We start from the raw sequence: 15412 nt of genomic DNA, 5'->3' as shown, positions 1-15412 counted from the left end.
TATCTGGCGTTGATTTTTGGCACGCTGTTGAGTTCTCAAGGAACGGACGCTTCCTTTGTACTCACCCGAGCTACTTCCTCAGGCTTTCCTCCGGGCAGTTTCCCTTCGGTCTTGCTGTCTTGCGTTTCCGACTCTATCAGATCGTTTTCCGATCCGATTCCCTGTCGGGGGGATTTGCCTTTCGGCTGTCTTTTGACCTCGCGGTTTCCCTTGCGGCCTTTCGACATTCACTACGTTAGCCGATTCCCTCGGCAACTCATAATTGAGTGGTGCGGGCTGGAATCAGGGCATGCCTAATTCGCCCCCGCCGAGGGGATGTCGTAGGTAGTGGGTTGGCCGCTCTCGGCTGCTGGCTGATCGCCGTAACCGGTTCAAGCGGCTCGGGCTACGTTACGGATCGCCCAGGGGCGAGTCAAGTTGAGCGCCGACGGGGGACATGGGCTCGATATGGGCTGACCGTCGGGTCGTTGGCGATCCAGAAGCGCCAGGGGTGGACCCCGCCGTCGCCGGAGACCCCGGTGCGGGGACCGTTGAGTACCTGGTCAGGACCGACGGGGGAACCGGTCAGAACGGTCAGGGGCGAGGCCTCGGCGGTGCAGGCGTCCGTGCCGTCCAGGGCTCGGTCGATGTCCAGGGCTGTGGCCAGGCGGGCCGGGCCTTTGGCCAGTTCTTTGTCATTTCGGGCCGAGATTCGACGTTTGCGAGCAAGGTCGGCCCCTTCGGTGATCTCGCCGGCGCGCAGCAGGACCGCGCTCGCCCGGCCCTCCGGACCGCACACGAGGTTCATGCAGTGCCACATGCCGTAGGTGAAGTAGACGTACACGTGTCCGGGCGGACCGAACATCACGCCGTTGCGCGCTGTGCGACCGCGATAGGCGTGGGAGCCCGGGTCGTTCGCGCCGTCATAGGCCTCGACCTCCGTGAGACGGAGCTCGATCGGACCCTCCGGGGTGGTGCGGACGAGGACGCGCCCGAGGAGGTCCGGCGCCACCTCCAGCACGGGGCGGTCGAAGAACTCGCGGGCGAGGGGCGTACGGTCGGGGCTCGCGATCATGGCGTACGAGCGTAGTCCAGACGGGTGCGTGCCGACGGGTGGCGTGGGGGCGTCCTCCTTGGAAGGGTGAGGAAGCGGGAGGACGCGGAACCGGGTGCCGTCGGTTTGCGTTTGTAGGGATCAAGGCTCCGCGCCACGCAGAGCGATCCACACCACAGAGAACACAGAACCACGCAGATACGCAGGCTTTTGCCTGACGGGAGGAACAGACATGGGGTTCAAGCGGCTGCTCGCGAGCCTGGGAGCCGGTGGCGCTTCGGTCGAGACGGTGTTGACCGAGATCAACGTCGTCCCGGGCGGTGTCGTCCAGGGTGAGGTGCGGATCCAGGGCGGCTCCGTGGACCAGCAGATCGAAGCGCTGTCCGTCGGGCTTCAGGCCAAGGTCGAGGTCGAGGGTCAGGACGCGGAGTACAAGCAGGACATCGAGTTCACCAAGCAGCGGCTCGGCGGTGCCTTCGAGCTGAAGGCCCAGGCCGTCCACGTGGTGCCGTTCGGGCTGGAGATCCCGTGGGAGACGCCCGTCACCACCATCCAGGGGCAGACGCTGCCGGGGATGCACATCGGTGTGAGCACCGAGCTGGAGATCGCGCGCGCGGTCGACTCCGGTGACCTGGACCCGATCAACGTGCACCCGCTGCCCGCTCAGCAGGCTCTGCTGGACGCCTTCATCCAGCTGGGCTTCCGCTTCAAGAACGCGGACATGGAGCGCGGTCACATCCGCGGGACCCGGCAGAAGCTGCCGTTCTACCAGGAGATCGAGTTCTACCCGCCGCAGCAGTACCACGGCCTGAACCAGGTCGAGTTGAGCTTCGTCGCCGACGAGCGCGAGATGGACGTCGTGCTGGAGATGGACAAGAAGCCGGGGCTGTTCAGCGAGGGCAGCGACTCGTTCCGTTCCTTCAAGGTGGGTCTGCACGACTACCAGAGCACGGACTGGACGGCGTACCTCAACCAGTGGCTGTCCGAGGTCGGCAGCAAGCGCAGTTGGTTCTAGGCTCGGTACGACTGGAACCACATCTACCCCGGATCCATCAGGAGGTATCGAGGTGACCGAGCCGAAGAGGCCGCCGCTCCCCCACGATTTCCACCCGGTCGTGCCGTCCTTCACGGTCGCGAGCGAGGACGTCGAGGCGGGTTCCACGCTCAAGGACGCCCAGGTCTACGCGGAGGGGAACACCTCGCCGCAGCTGCGCTGGGAGGGTTTCCCGCCGGAGACCAAGAGCTTCGCCGTGACGTGCTACGACCCGGACGCCCCCACGGGGAGCGGGTTCTGGCACTGGGTCGTGTTCGACATCCCGGCGTCGGTGACGGAGTTGCCGACGGGTGCCGGCACGGGGAAGTTCGAGGGACTGCCCGAGGGCGCCGTCCAGGTGCGCAACGACTACGGGACGAAGGACTTCGGCGGGGCCGCCCCGCCGCCCGGCGATCCGGCCCACCGGTATGTGTTCACGGTGTACGCCGTGGACCAGGAGAAGCTCGGCCCGGATGCGGACGCTTCGCCGGCCGTGGTCGGGTTCAACCTGCGGTTCCACACCCTGGCCCGCGCGCAACTCATCGGTGAGTACGCCGCCGTGGCGGAATAGCAACGAAGCTGGACGTTCATTGAACGTTTGCCCGTCCCTGGTCTTGGAAGTGATCAGGGACGGGCATTTTTTATTGCGTTGTCCATCTCGGCGTGCCCGGCCAGAGTTGATCCAAGCCCGCCGGGGGGTGGGCTGGCACAGGAGGTGGGCTGGGATGCGGGACACGCTGGTACTGAACGCGAGCTTCGAGCCGCTGTCGACGGTGACGCTCAACCGAGCCGTCGTGCTGGTGCTGCAGGACAAGGCCGTCGTCGAGCAGACCCACCCCGAGCTGCGCATGCGGGGAACCGCGGTCGACATACCGGCGCCCCGGGTGATCAGGCTCTGCCGCTACGTGCGGGTGCCGTTCCGAAGACAAGCGCCGTGGTCGAGGCGGGGTGTGCTGGTACGGGACAGGCACAGGTGCGCGTACTGCGGTCGTCGGGCGACGACCGTCGACCATGTGGTGCCGCGGTCGCGGGGTGGTGGTGACACCTGGCTGAACACGGTGGCCTCCTGCGCCGAGGACAACCATCGCAAGGCCGACCGGACTCCGGAGCAGGCGGGTATGCCGTTGCTGCGGCAGCCGTTCGAGCCGACGCCGGCCGATGCGATGCTGCTGTCGCTGGGCCACGATGACTTCGATGCGCTGCCGGCCTGGCTCTCGCAAGGCGCCGCGTAGGGCTCCGCCCGGAAACGCCGGCTTCCCAGCGCCGTTCGACTTCTGTTGTCTGCGGGCTGCGGCGGCGTCGTGGCTCGTCGCGCAGTTCCCCGCGCCCCTGAAAACGCCTGGGCCCGCCCTTCTTCGGAAGGCGGGCCCGTCGTCGTGTCTGCGCTCAGTCGATCGCCGGCTTCTCGCGGCGTTCGCCGTTGCCGTCGGCGGGGCGGGGGACGGTGGGGCCGCCGCCCAGGTTGCCGAAGTTGCCCATGGCGCCGGAGAGGCCCTTGAGGGCGTCGCCGATCTCGCTGGGGACGATCCAGAGCTTGTTGGCGTCGCCCTCGGCGATCTTGGGGAGCATCTGGAGGTACTGGTAGGAGAGGAGCTTCTGGTCCGGATCGCCGGCGTGGATGGCTTCGAAGACCGTACGGACCGCCTGGGCTTCGCCCTCCGCGCGCAGGGCGGCTGCCTTGGCCTCACCCTCGGCGCGGAGGATCTGGGACTGCTTCTCGCCCTCGGCGGTGAGGATGGCCGCCTGGCGCGTACCTTCGGCGGTGAGGATCGCGGCGCGCTTGTCACGGTCGGCGCGCATCTGCTTCTCCATCGAGTCCTGGATGGAGGTGGGCGGCTCGATCGCCTTCAGCTCGACGCGGTTGACGCGGATGCCCCACTTGCCGGTCGCCTCGTCGAGGACGCCGCGCAGGGCCGCGTTGATCTCCTCGCGGGAGGTCAGGGTCCGCTCCAGGTCCATGCCACCGATGATGTTGCGCAGCGTGGTGACGGTGAGCTGCTCGATCGCCTGGATGTAGCTGGCGACCTCGTAGGTCGCGGCACGGGCGTCGGTGACCTGGTAGTAGATGACCGTGTCGATGTTCACGACCAGGTTGTCCTGGGTGATCACCGGCTGCGGCGGGAACGGTACGACCTGTTCGCGGAGGTCGATGCGGTTGCGGATGGAGTCGATGAACGGGACCACGATGTTGAGGCCCGCGTTGAGTGTGCGCGTGTAGCGGCCGAACCGCTCGACGATGGCCGCGCTGGCCTGTGGGATCACCTGGATGGTCTTGATCAGGGCGATGAAGACCAACACCACCAGAATGATCAGGACGATGATGATCGGTTCCATCGTTGCTCCCCGTGCCCTTCTCCGCCGTGGCGCTTCCTGAAGATCTTATGCCTGTTCGGACTGTTGAAGATCTTGCTGGTCGAGTCTGGCAGAACACCGCCTGCCGAGTGGGGCGTTCAGGCCACAGCGTCATCGCCTCGTGACCACGTCGTACGAGGTCACATGACGATCGCCGTGGCTCCCTCGATCTCGACCACGTCCACTTCCTGACCCACTTCGAAGGCCTGACCGGTGTCGAGCGCCCGGGCCGACCAGACCTCGCCGCCCAGCTTGATACGGCCGCCCGCGCCGTCGACCCGTTCCAGGACGACGGCGTGTTTGCCCTTCAACGCGTCGATGCCGGTGGCGAGTTGCGGCCGCTGCGATCTGTGCCGGGCCGCGATGGGGCGTACGACGGCGATGAGCGCGACGGAGACGATCGCGAAGACGACGACCTGGAGTACGACACCACCGCCCAGCCCCGCGACCACGGCGCCGGCGACCGCGCCCAGGGCGAGCATTCCCAACTCGGGCATCGCGGTCACGACGAGGGCGATTCCGAGCCCGGCCGCGCCGATCAGCCACCACACCCATGCGTCGATGCTGTCCACAACGGCCATGGTAGAACCGCGATCCGCCCGCCGAACAGAGCACACGGTCAAAGATCGCGTACAGAGGGATCCCAAGTCGGGTGCGCCCGGCCCCTGTTGTGGCGCGGGCGCACCCGACCGGCGGAAGATCGGGAGAAGTTGGAGGTCAGGTGAGCGGCAGACCGTGGGCGGTCCAGCGCTCGCCCAGCTGCTCGACGACGAGCGGGAGGCCGAAGCAGTGGGAGAGGTTGCGGGAGGTGAGCTCCAGCTCCAGCGGGCCCGCCGCCAGGACCTTGCCCTGACGGATCATCAGGACGTGGGTGAAGCCCGGGGGGATCTCCTCGACGTGGTGGGTGACCATGATCATGGAGGGGGCGATCGGGTCGCGGGCGAGGCGGCCGAGGCGGCGTACGAGGTCCTCGCGGCCACCGAGGTCGAGACCGGCGGCGGGCTCGTCGAGGAGCAGCAGCTCGGGGTCGGCCATCAGGGCGCGGGCGATGAGGGTGCGCTTGCGCTCGCCCTCGGAGAGGGTGCCGAACTTGCGGTCGACGTACTCGGTCATGCCGAGGCGGTCGAGGAAGGCGCGGGCGCGCAGTTCGTCGACCTCCTCGTAGTCCTCGTTCCAGGTGGCCGTCATGCCGTACGCGGCGGTCAGCACGGTCTGCAGGACGGTCTGGCGCCGGGGGAGCTTCTCCGCCATGGCGATGCCGGCCATGCCGATGCGGGGGCGCAGTTCGAAGACGTCGACCTTGCCGAGGGTGTCGCCGAGGATCGTGGCGGTGCCCTTGCTGGGGTAGAGGTAACTGGACGCGATGTTCAGGAGGGTGGTCTTGCCGGCGCCGTTCGGGCCGAGGATGGCCCAGCGCTCGCCCTCCTTGACCGACCAGGAGACCTGGTCCACCAGAGCCCGGCCCTCGCGGACCACGGATACGTCCTCCAGCTCCAGAACATCGCTCATGAGCGCGCTGTCTCCCCTTGCAGTGTCGGCCTGACTCGGCTGTCGCGTACGCCTGTGGTTGGAGCCACCGCCGGGTGGGCGCAGCCCATAGGGAAATCTACGCCACCGGTCGGGCCACCCATCGCCTCGGTCGTCCTTAGGGTGGGGGCATGCTCTCCGAACCACGCTCAGGACGCCTCGCCTCATGGGGAAATGCCCTTCTTGCCGGATTTGTCTCGCCGGATGACGCGGTGCTCGCGATCGTCGGGGAGGACGCGGTGCACCGGGTGGAGGGGTTGCCCGGCGAATCGGGGCCCGTGGGGCTGACGCTCGGGCTGGGGCGGTTGCGGGCGCTCGGGGTGACCGGGTTGCGGATCGCGCTGCCGGCGCCGGGGCATCCGCTGGGGCTGAGCGGGCCGCCGGAGTTCAACAAGCGGGCGCTGGAGGCGGAGGAGGCGGTCGTCTGCCACGGGGGTGCGCTGGGGCTGGTGCCGGAGGTGTCCTCGGCCGGGCCGGCGGGCGACGAGCACGTCGAGGTCGTCTGGCACTGCCTGGAGGTGCGGGAGGCGCCGCCGGCCGACGTGCCGTCGCTCGGGGAGGCCGAGCGGGAGCTGGCGGAGGCGCTCCGGGAGGCGACGGAGGTGTTGTCGCGGCTGGACGTGGCGGCGTCCGGGCCGGTGGCGGAGGCGGCGATCGACGCGTACCGGGCTCGGGCCGAGCGGGGGCGGGAGGTGTTGGCGCCCGGGTATCCGCCGCGTGCGGTACGGGTGCTGGAGCTGGCGCAACGGATCGGGCTGCTGATCTCGGTGGCGTTCGAGAACGGGCACGGCGGGGCCGTGAGCGCGTCCGAGATGGCCTCGCGGACGGCCGCGCTGCGGCCGGTGGAGCGGACGGCTCGGCGGGCGCAGGTGGCGGCGTACAACGCGTTCGTGGAGGAGCGGGAGCGGGGACGGTAGGGGGCCGTGGGCGCGCCCGGGCCTGGGTGCGTCGTTGCCCGGCGGCGGTGCCCGGCGTCGGGGGGGTGGGCTGGGCCCCTGGCCGTGTGTTGCCCGGCGGCTGCGGCGGGGCGGGGCGGGGTTTCGCTCACCGGCGCTTGCCGGGTGCCGCTGCGCCCACCCTCCCCCACTCTCGGCTTCGCTCGAGCGGGAGGTGCCCCCATCGCCCCAGCGGCACGACCGCCCGCAGCTGGGACGGCTGGATGGCCGGCGCGGTCGTGTTCAGTGGTTGGCTGTGATGTTGCCGAACGTCGGGTTGAGTGCGGCGATGAGGTTGGCGCTGAGGCCCGTGACCGTGACGGGGACGTCGACGGGGACCTGGACGTCGAGGCCGGAGGCGACGCCCGGGGAGCCCACCGCGGCGCTGTCGGCGACCGAGTCGGCGACGGCGGCACCGGACGATGCGCCCGCGGCGAGACCGGCGGCGGTGACGGTCAGGGCGGCCTTCTTGGCGAAGTGCATGAGCTGTGTTCCTCCTGCGTCGTACGTGTCCGGCCCTGCGGGCCGTGCGCTGATCAACGCCCGGCGGGTCCGCGGTGGCACGCGCGCCCCACGGGAACGGCCCCTTCGGCGCATTGAGGCGATGGAACGACTACAGGACGAAACCTGACCGGCCTCCCAGGGGGTGCCTGGGAGGCCGGTGGTCACTGGTGCTCCGGGGCGGGGAACGTCAGTGGTTGACACCCAGGTTGCCGAAGGCCGGGTTCAGGATGCCGACGACGTTCACGCTGTTGCCGACCGCGTTCACGGGGATGTGGACCGGGGCCTGGATGACGTTGCCCGAGACGACGCCCGGCGAGCCGATGGCCTTGCCGTCGGCGTGCGCCCCGCCGTCGGTGGCGGAGGCCATACCGGCACCGGCGGCGACGAGGCCACCGGCCACCATCGTGACAGCGGCGGCCTTCTTCAGGTTCTTCACTTTGAGCCCTTCCTTGCGATCACTGCGGCGGTCGCACGCAGCACGCACTGAAGAACGGCGGGGGTCCCGGCAGGATGCGCCACCCGGGGGACATACACCCGACAGTATGAATCTCAGCCCGGAGGGGAACCCTCCATGTTGCCGGACAATCCGCACATCATCCGGTCACACCATGGCGTACCGCCCACAGTGCGGCCTGGGTCCGGTCCGCCAGGTCGAGCTTCATCAGGATGTTCGAGACGTGGGTCTTCACCGTCTTCTCGGACAGCACCAGCGCCCGCGCTATCTCACGGTTGGAACGGCCGTCGGCGATCAGGCCGAGCACCTCCCGCTCCCGCTCCGTCAGTGAACCGCCTCTCCCCTGGCCGGAGTTGGCCACCTCCTGGGACAGCAGGGCGTCGGCGACCTCCGGCTGGAGGAGGATGTGCCCGGCGTGCACCGAGCGGATGGCACCGGCCAGGGCGTCGGGGTCCACGTCCTTGTAGACGTATCCGGCGGCCCCGGCGCGCAGGGCCGGGACGACCGTGCGCTGCTCGGTGAAGCTGGTGACGATGAGCACGCGCGCGGGGTTGTCGAGTTCGCGGAGTTTCCGCAGGGCCTCGACGCCGTCCATGCCGGGCATCTTGACATCCATGAGGACGACGTCGGGCCGCAGTTCCTCGGCTCGGGCTACGCCCTCGGCGCCGTCGGCGGCCTCACCCACGACCTCGATGTCGTCCTGCACCTCCAGGAAGGTGCGCAGACCTCGGCGGACCACCTGGTGGTCGTCGACGAGGAGCACCTTGATCGCGTCAGCCACCGGGGACCTCCATCTCGATGGTGGTGCCCTTTCCGGGCGCCGATTCCACGGTCAGCCGGCCGCCGACCCCGCTCGCCCGGTCGCGCATGGAGACCAGGCCGAGGTGGCGTCCCGCGCGGCGTACGGCCTGGGTGTCGAAGCCGGTGCCGTCGTCGGTGACCCGCAGGACGGCTCCGCCGCCGTGCCGGTCCAGTGTGACGTCGACCCGCTCGGCGCCCGAGTGCCGCAGGGCGTTGTGCAGGGCCTCCTGCGCCACGCGCAGCATGGCCTCCTCCTGGGCGGCGGGCAGCGCGCGGGCGCCGCGGCCGGAGAAGGTGACGCGGGCGCTGTGGGCGCGGTCGAGGACGTGGACCTGGGTGCGCAGGGTGGCGACCAGGCCGTCCTCGTCGAGCCCCGCGGGGCGCAGTTCGACCACGGCGGCGCGCAGTTCGTCCGCGGCTTCGGCGGCGAGGGCGGCGACCTGCTGCAGTTCGCCCTTGGCGCGGGAGGGGTCGCGGTCGACGAGGGCGGCGGCGGCCTGGGCGGTCAGGCGCAGGGAGAACAGCTTCTGGCTGACCGCGTCGTGCAGTTCGTGGGCGAGCCGGGAGCGCTCCTCGGCGATGGTCAGCTCGCGGCTGCGCTCGTAGAGGCGGGCGTTGGTGAGGGCGATGGCGGCGTGCTGGGCGAGGATCGACAGCAGGTCCTCGTCCTCCTCGGTGAAGCCGCAGCCCCCGTCGGGCTTGGGGCAGCTCTTGTTGGCGAGGAAGAGGGCGCCGATGACCTCGTCGCCGTCGCGGATGGGCAGGCCGAGGAAGTCGATCAGGTCAGGGTGGGCGCTGGGCCAGCCCTCGAAGCGGGGGTCCTTGCGGACGTCGGCCAGGCGCTCGGGGGTGGCCTGGTGGAGCATCGCGGCGAGGATGCCGTGCTGGCGCGGGAGCGGGCCGATGGCCTTCCACTGGGCGTCGCTGACGCCGTCGACTACGAACTGCGCGAAGCCCCCGTGATCGTCGGGGACGCCGAGCGCGGCGTACTCCGCGTCCAGCAGCTCGCGCGCGGAGGCGACGATCGTCTTGAGGACGTCGCGCACCTCCAGGTGCCTGCTCATGGCCAGCAGGGCGCTGCTCACCGTGGCGAGGCCGGACCGTGGACCTTGACTCATGACCTCACCGTACCGGCGGGGTCCGACACGGCGGATCGGACCGCCGGAGGCCTCACCGGGGCTTTCGGTCGTAGGCCCGGGGCCTACGACCGGTCCTAGGTCCCGGGGGCCGGGTCGGGCGGCCTTGGACGGGGCCTACGTCCGGGGGCCCGGCCCGGTGGCGTAGGGCGAAGGGCCCCGGGGCTCTGCGGCCCGCGTACGAGGCGGTGGGGGCGGTGGGGTTCCTAGGTTGGGATCACCGCCGCCGGGTTCGGGGGCGGTCGAGGACGAGGGGACGGATGTCATGTCGGTGGCGATCATCACGGGGGCGTCGAAGGGGCTGGGCCGGGCGCTCGGCGCGGCGCTGGCGGAGCGTGGATGGGATCTGGTGCTCGACGCCAGGACCGCCGGGGTCCTGAAGGAGGCCGCGGCGGAGCTGTCGGCGTACGGGACGCGGGTGGAGGCGTTGGCGGGGGACGTCACCCACGCCGGGCACCGGGCGGAGCTGGTGGCGGCCGCACGGCGGTTGGGCGGGGTGGACCTGTTGGTGAACAACGCGAGCGCGCTGGGCGCCGAACCGCTCGTACGGCTGGAGGAACTGCCTCTGGAAGGGCTGAGGCGGGCGCTGGAGGTCAATGTGGTCGCGGCGCTGGGGCTGGTCCAGGAGGCGCTGCCGCTGCTGCGGGCCTCGGGCGTGGGCGCGGTGATCGACGTCAGCTCGGACGCGGCGGCCGAGGCGTACGGGACGTGGGGCGGGTACGGGGCCTCGAAGGCGGCGCTGGACCAGCTGTCGGCGGTGCTGGCGGTGGAGGAGCCGGGGCTGCGGGTGTGGGCCGTCGATCCCGGGGACATGGGCACGGACCTGTATGCGGCGGCCGTACCGGACGACGACGATCCGCGGCCGGCCCCGGCCGGTGTGGTGCCCGCCTTCCTGCGGCTGCTCGACGAGCGGCCGGCCAGTGGCCGCTACGCGGCGCCGTCCCTGCTGGAGGGGCGATGACGACGGTGACGGTGCGGGTGCCGGAGGAGCTGCACGCGCGCGTGCCCGCCGAGCAGCGCGGGGCGGGCCTCGACCGGGACGGCGTACGGCTGCTGGTCTCGCGGGGGACGGCGGTGTCGCACCACGCGTTCGCGGCGCTGCCGGGGCTGCTGGCCGCGGGTGATCTGCTGGTGGTCAACACCTCGCCGACGTTGGCGGCGGCGGTGGACGGGAGGATCGGGCACGCGCGCGTGGCGGTGCATTTCTCCACGCGGGGCGACGACGGGCGGTGGGCGGTCGAGCTGCGGGATCCGGACGGGCGGGGCACCACGCGCGCGCGTGCGGGCGGTCCGGCGGGGACGGAGGTGTGGCTGCCCCGTGGCATGCGGCTGGTCCTGGAGGAGCCCCTGAGCGCACGGGGCGACCGGCTGTGGTGGGCCCGTGTGTCCTCGTCGGGCGTGGCCGGACTGCTGCGGGCGCACGGGCGGCCCATCCGTTACTCCTACACCGAGCGGGACCAGCCGCTGTCCGTGTACCAGACGGTGTTCGCGTTGCCGTCGCGGGACGGGGCGGGGAGCGCGGAGATGCCGAGTGCCGGGCGGCCGTTCACGGCTCGGCTGGTGGCGGAGCTGGTGAGCCGGGGGGTGCAGTTCGCGCCGGTCTCGCTGCACACCGGGGTCGCGTCGGCGGAGGCGCACGAGCCGCCGTATCCGGAGCGGTTCGCGGTGCCCGAGGCCTCGGCGCGGCTGGTCAACGCGGCGCGGGCGGGTGGTGGACGGGTCGTCGCGGTGGGGACGACGGCGGTGCGGGCCGTGGAGTCGGCGACCGGCTCCGACGGCGTCGTACGGGCCCGGGAGGGCTGGACGGATCTGGTGGTGACGCCGGAGCGCGGGGTGCGGGTGGTCGACGGGCTGCTGACCGGGCTGCACGAGCCGGAGGCCTCGCATCTGCTGATGCTGGAGGCGGTCGCGGGGCGGGCGGCGATCGAGGGCGCGTACGAGGCCGCGATCGGGGGGCGTTATCTGTGGCACGAGTTCGGGGACGTGCATCTGATCCTGCCGGAGAGGCGCCTCACGCAGAGCATTGCTGGCGCAACTGACAGTGAACAAACCGTCGGGGCGGTGTGAGGCCCCCCATAGGGCGCACATCACGTACGAAGAAACCTAGGAGATGCATACGGGCGGTATGAGCGGGAAGGACGGGGTGGTCTGTCCCGTTTTGCCGCTTCCGGTGCAACTAAGCGGCATCGTACGTCACACCTTTGCCACGCGATTTTGCGGCCGCTAAGAATTGCTGCTGTCGCTCGACGCCGCGGGTCATCCCGCGGCGTTTGTGCTGGAAGAGCTGTGTCCCCCACCTGGCACGCAGAGCGACCTCCGCGCTATTCGAAGAGGTCCATCACTCATGCTCAAGAACGCCAAGATCCCCGGCCACAGTCTCGCGCTGACCAAGACCCACAAGCTCTCGTTCGCCGGCGTGGCCGCCTTCGGTGCCGCCGCCCTCGCGTTCTCGCTGGTGCCGGCCGAGGCTCAGACCGCCACGCAGACGGTGTCCGCGGCTCCGGCGGCGTTCAGCCAGAACCCGGCCCCGGCCGCGAAGGCCAGCGTGACGAACCAGGCCGCCGACGCCGACAAGAAGGCCGCCGCCGCTGCCGCGAAGAAGAAGGCCGAGCAGGAGCGCGCCAAGAAGGAGGCCGCGAGCCGGTCCGCCAAGCGCGCCGCCCAGGTCAAGGCCGCCGCCGCCAAGTCGTACCCGAACAACCTCGACGGCTGGATCCGCGAGGCGCTCGACATCATGAAGAAGCACAAGATCCCGGGCACCTACAACGGCCTGCACAAGAACATCATGCGGGAGTCCTCGGGCAACCCGAACGCGATCAACAACTGGGACATCAACGCCCAGAATGGCGTCCCGTCGATCGGTCTGCTGCAGGTCATCAAGCCGACCTTCGACGCCTACCACGTCCCGGGCACGAAGAAGAGCCAGTACGACCCGGTCGCCAACCTGACGGCCGCCGCGAACTACGCCGCCGACCGCTACGGCTCGATCGACAACGTCAACAGCGCGTACTGAGGCCCGCGCGGGACCTCTGAGAACGCGGAAGGGCGGCACCCGGTGCGGGTGCCGCCCTTCGTACGTCACTGCCCGTGGACTACTTCCGCATGACCTCGGGCTCGTGGCGGCGCAGGAAGCGGGCCACGAGGAAGCCGCAGATCACACCGAGCACGATCAGGGCGATCATGTCGAGGCTGTAGGCGCCGGCCGTGTGGTCCCACAGCGGGTCGGTGTCCCCGGCCTCCTTGGGCGGGCTGATGTTGTTGAAGTCCAGCGTGGCACCGGCGGCGGCGACCGCCCACCGCGACGGCATCAGGTACGAGAACTCGTTGACGCCGGGGCTGCCGTGCAGGGCGAAGAGGCAGCCGGTGAAGACGACCTGGACGATCGCGAACATGACCAGCAGCGGCATCGTCTTCTCGGCGGTCTTCACCAGCGAGGAGATGACCAGGCCGAACATCATGGACGTGAAGCCAAGCCCCATGATCGGGATGGAGAGCTCCAGCATCACGGCGAACTTGCCGTCGCCGAAGATCAGCGCCTCGTCCGGGATCGTCCGGCTGGAGAAGCCGATCGCGCCGACCATGGCGCCCTGGAACACGGTCACCGCGCCGAGCACGATCACCTTGGACATCAGGTACGCCGAGCGCGACAGGCCGGTGGCCCGCTCCCGCTCGTAGATCACCCGTTCCTTGATCAGCTCTCGTACGGAGTTGGCGGCGCCCGCGAAGCACGCGCCCACCGCGAGGATCAGCAGCACCGTGGTGGCGGTGCCGTTCGGGATGGGCAGGTTGGTCGCCGGGTTGATCTTCCTGACCAGCAGGTCCTTGTCCGGGTCGATGAGCAGGCTCACCGCGCCGAGGACGGCCGGCAGGATCACCGTCAGCGCCAGGAAGCCCTTGTCGGACGCGATGACGGAGACATAGCGCCGGACCAGGGTGCCGAGCTGGGAGAACCAGCCCTGTGGCTTCGGCGGACGCATCGACTGCGGCGGCGGCATGTGCACCGACTGCGGGGCGACGGCGTCGATGTCCGCGGCGTACATCTGGTAGTGCTGCGAGCCCTTCCAGCGGCCCGCCCAGTCGTAGTCGCGGTAGTTCTCGAAGGCGGAGAAGACGTCGGCCCAGGTCTCGTAGCCGAAGAAGTTCAGCGCCTCCTCCGGCGGACCGAAGTACGCCACCGCGCCGCCCGGGGCCATCACCAGCAGCTTGTCGCAGATCGCCAGCTCGGCCACCGAGTGGGTGACCACCAGGACCGTACGGCCGTCGTCGGCGAGGCCGCGCAGCAGCTGCATGACGTCGCGGTCCATGCCCGGGTCGAGGCCGGAGGTCGGCTCGTCCAGGAAGATCAGCGACGGCTTGGTCAGCAGCTCCAGGGCGACCGAGACGCGCTTGCGCTGGCCGCCGGAGAGGGAGGTGACCTTCTTGTCCTTGTGGATGTCGAGCTTGAGCTCGCGCAGCACCTCGTCGATCCGGGCGTCGCGCTCCTGCGCCGTGGTGTCGGCGGGGAAGCGCAGCTTGGCCGCGTACTTGAGGGCCTTCTTGACGGTCAGCTCCTTGTGCAGGATGTCGTCCTGCGGGACCAGACCGATGCGCTGACGCAGCTCGGCGAACTGCTTGTACAGGTTCCGGTTGTCGTAGAGGACGTCACCCTGGTTGGCGGGGCGGTAGCCCGTGAGCGCCTTCAGCAGGGTGGACTTGCCGGAGCCCGAGGGGCCGATGACCGCGATCAGCGACTTCTCCGGGACACCGAAGGAGACGTCCTTCAGGATCTGCTTGCCGCCGTCGACGGTGACCGTCAGATGGCGTGCGGAGAAGGAGACGTCACCGGTGTCGACGAACTCTTCCAGGCGGTCGCCGACGATACGGAACGTCGAGTGACCGACGCCGACGATGTCGTTCGGGCCGAGGAGCGCCGAGCCACCCTTGGCGATCGGCATACCGTTGACGAACGTGCCGTTGTGCGAGCCGAGGTCACGGATCTCGAAGCGCCCGTCGGGCGTCGCGTGGAACTCGGCGTGGTTGCGCGAGACCTGGAGGTCGGAGACCACCAGTTCGTTCTCCAGGGCACGACCGATGCGCATGACGCGGCCGAGGGCCAGCTGGTGGAACGTGGTCGGGCTGCGGTCGCCGTAGACCGGCGGCGCCCCCGCGCCACCACCGGGGCCCTGCTGCGGGAAGCCCTGCTGCTGCGGGACCTGTGCCGCCGGCGGCTGCTGCCAGCCCGCCTGCGGTGCCTGCTGCTGCGGGGGCTGTTGGCCGGCGTATCCGGCGCTCGCGCCCTGCGCCGCGTACGGCTGCTGCTGGGGCTGTGCGACGGACGCGGCGGCGCCGGAGAGGCTGAGTCTCGGCCCGTCGGTCGCGTTGCCGAGGTGTACGGCCGAGCCGGGGCCGATCTCCAACTGGTGGATCCGCTGCCCCTGCACGAAGGTGCCGTTGGTGCTGCCGTGGTCCTCGATCACCCAACTACGGCCGCCGAAGCTGATCGTGGCGTGACGCCAGGACACCCTGGCGTCGTCGAACACGATGTCCCCCTGCGGATCACGTCCGAGGGTATATGCCCTGGACGGATCGAGCGTCCAGGTTTGTCCGTTCAATTCCAGTACGAGTTCCGGCACTCCATGCCCCACTGAGTTGTCCCCC

At 70.0% G+C, this 15412-nt stretch carries 16 protein-coding genes; 7 read left to right on the top strand and 9 right to left on the bottom strand.

Annotated elements, in window-relative coordinates:
* Nucleotides 1-412: 412 nt before the first annotated feature.
* Nucleotides 413-1054 (bottom strand): DNA-3-methyladenine glycosylase, encoded by a 642-nt coding sequence (locus PUR53_RS43365; protein ID WP_329899315.1) that lies wholly within the window; start codon nt 1052-1054, stop codon nt 413-415.
* Between the two features lie 211 nt (nt 1055-1265).
* On the opposite strand from PUR53_RS43365, the gene PUR53_RS43360 reads away from it, so the two are divergent.
* From PUR53_RS43360 to PUR53_RS43350, 3 genes are all read left to right on the top strand, one after another.
* On the top strand, nt 1266-2048 hold the full coding sequence (locus PUR53_RS43360) for a sporulation protein (RefSeq protein WP_329899314.1): 783 nt from the start codon (nt 1266-1268) through the stop codon (nt 2046-2048).
* 52 nt (nt 2049-2100) lie between these two features.
* A complete protein-coding gene (locus PUR53_RS43355; protein ID WP_329899313.1) occupies nt 2101-2637 on the top strand; it encodes a YbhB/YbcL family Raf kinase inhibitor-like protein in 537 nt (178 codons plus the stop codon).
* 154 nt (nt 2638-2791) lie between these two features.
* A complete protein-coding gene (locus PUR53_RS43350; protein WP_329912167.1) occupies nt 2792-3298 on the top strand; it encodes an HNH endonuclease in 507 nt (168 codons plus the stop codon).
* A 154-nt stretch (nt 3299-3452) separates the two neighbouring features.
* On the opposite strand, the gene PUR53_RS43345 is transcribed toward PUR53_RS43350, so the two are convergent.
* The 3 genes from PUR53_RS43345 to PUR53_RS43335 all read right to left on the bottom strand — a co-directional run bounded on the left by PUR53_RS43345 (nt 3453) and on the right by PUR53_RS43335 (nt 5927).
* Nucleotides 3453-4400 carry an SPFH domain-containing protein gene (locus PUR53_RS43345; protein ID WP_239753134.1) on the bottom strand — a complete coding sequence of 316 codons (948 nt, stop codon included), beginning with the start codon at nt 4398-4400 and terminating at the stop codon, nt 3453-3455.
* Nucleotides 4401-4558: 158 nt separating this feature from the next.
* Nucleotides 4559-4990 carry an NfeD family protein gene (locus PUR53_RS43340; protein WP_184895828.1) on the bottom strand — a complete coding sequence of 144 codons (432 nt, stop codon included), beginning with the start codon at nt 4988-4990 and terminating at the stop codon, nt 4559-4561.
* A gap of 145 nt (nt 4991-5135) precedes the next feature.
* Nucleotides 5136-5927 carry an ABC transporter ATP-binding protein gene (locus PUR53_RS43335; protein WP_329899312.1) on the bottom strand — a complete coding sequence of 264 codons (792 nt, stop codon included), beginning with the start codon at nt 5925-5927 and terminating at the stop codon, nt 5136-5138.
* A 149-nt stretch (nt 5928-6076) separates the two neighbouring features.
* Here PUR53_RS43335 and PUR53_RS43330 point away from each other — a divergent pair, with 149 nt between their 5' ends.
* Nucleotides 6077-6862 (top strand): hypothetical protein, encoded by a 786-nt coding sequence (locus PUR53_RS43330; protein WP_329899311.1) that lies wholly within the window; start codon nt 6077-6079, stop codon nt 6860-6862.
* Nucleotides 6863-7123: 261 nt separating this feature from the next.
* Here PUR53_RS43330 and PUR53_RS43325 read toward each other — a convergent pair whose 3' ends face one another.
* The 4 genes from PUR53_RS43325 to PUR53_RS43310 form a co-directional block, all read right to left on the bottom strand.
* Entirely contained in the window at nt 7124-7363 is a 240-nt protein-coding gene (locus PUR53_RS43325; protein ID WP_329899310.1) for a chaplin family protein, read from the bottom strand.
* Between the two features lie 208 nt (nt 7364-7571).
* Nucleotides 7572-7820: a chaplin ChpE gene (gene chpE, locus PUR53_RS43320; protein WP_033529228.1), complete on the bottom strand. Its 249-nt coding sequence runs from the start codon at nt 7818-7820 to the stop codon at nt 7572-7574.
* Nucleotides 7821-7977: 157 nt separating this feature from the next.
* The gene (locus tag PUR53_RS43315; RefSeq protein WP_329899309.1) at nt 7978-8619 is read right to left on the bottom strand and encodes a response regulator transcription factor; all 642 of its coding nucleotides are present in this window, start codon (nt 8617-8619) and stop codon (nt 7978-7980) included.
* Nucleotides 8612-9757, bottom strand: coding sequence for a GAF domain-containing sensor histidine kinase (locus tag PUR53_RS43310; protein WP_329899308.1), 1146 nt, complete (start codon nt 9755-9757; stop codon nt 8612-8614). Before PUR53_RS43310 ends, PUR53_RS43315 begins: the two co-directional genes overlap by 8 nt.
* A 283-nt stretch (nt 9758-10040) precedes the next feature.
* Here PUR53_RS43310 and PUR53_RS43305 point away from each other — a divergent pair, with 283 nt between their 5' ends.
* The 3 genes from PUR53_RS43305 to PUR53_RS43295 all read left to right on the top strand — a co-directional run bounded on the left by PUR53_RS43305 (nt 10041) and on the right by PUR53_RS43295 (nt 12788).
* On the top strand, nt 10041-10736 hold the full coding sequence (locus PUR53_RS43305) for an SDR family NAD(P)-dependent oxidoreductase (protein ID WP_329912166.1): 696 nt from the start codon (nt 10041-10043) through the stop codon (nt 10734-10736).
* Nucleotides 10733-11842, top strand: a complete 1110-nt coding sequence (locus tag PUR53_RS43300; protein ID WP_329912165.1) for an S-adenosylmethionine:tRNA ribosyltransferase-isomerase — start codon at nt 10733-10735, stop codon at nt 11840-11842. Before PUR53_RS43305 ends, PUR53_RS43300 begins: the two co-directional genes overlap by 4 nt.
* Before the next feature lie 277 nt (nt 11843-12119).
* A complete protein-coding gene (locus PUR53_RS43295; RefSeq protein ID WP_329899305.1) occupies nt 12120-12788 on the top strand; it encodes a transglycosylase SLT domain-containing protein in 669 nt (222 codons plus the stop codon).
* A gap of 79 nt (nt 12789-12867) precedes the next feature.
* Here PUR53_RS43295 and PUR53_RS43290 read toward each other — a convergent pair whose 3' ends face one another.
* Nucleotides 12868-15387 (bottom strand): ABC transporter ATP-binding protein/permease, encoded by a 2520-nt coding sequence (locus tag PUR53_RS43290; RefSeq protein WP_329899304.1) that lies wholly within the window; start codon nt 15385-15387, stop codon nt 12868-12870.
* Between the last annotated feature and the right edge of the window lie 25 nt (nt 15388-15412).

This window comes from Streptomyces sp. SP18BB07 (assembly GCF_036322545.1).
Lineage (GTDB): Bacteria > Actinomycetota > Actinomycetes > Streptomycetales > Streptomycetaceae > Streptomyces > Streptomyces deccanensis.
Note: the sequence above shows the minus strand (reverse complement) of the source record. Positions and strands in the feature narration are given on the sequence as shown.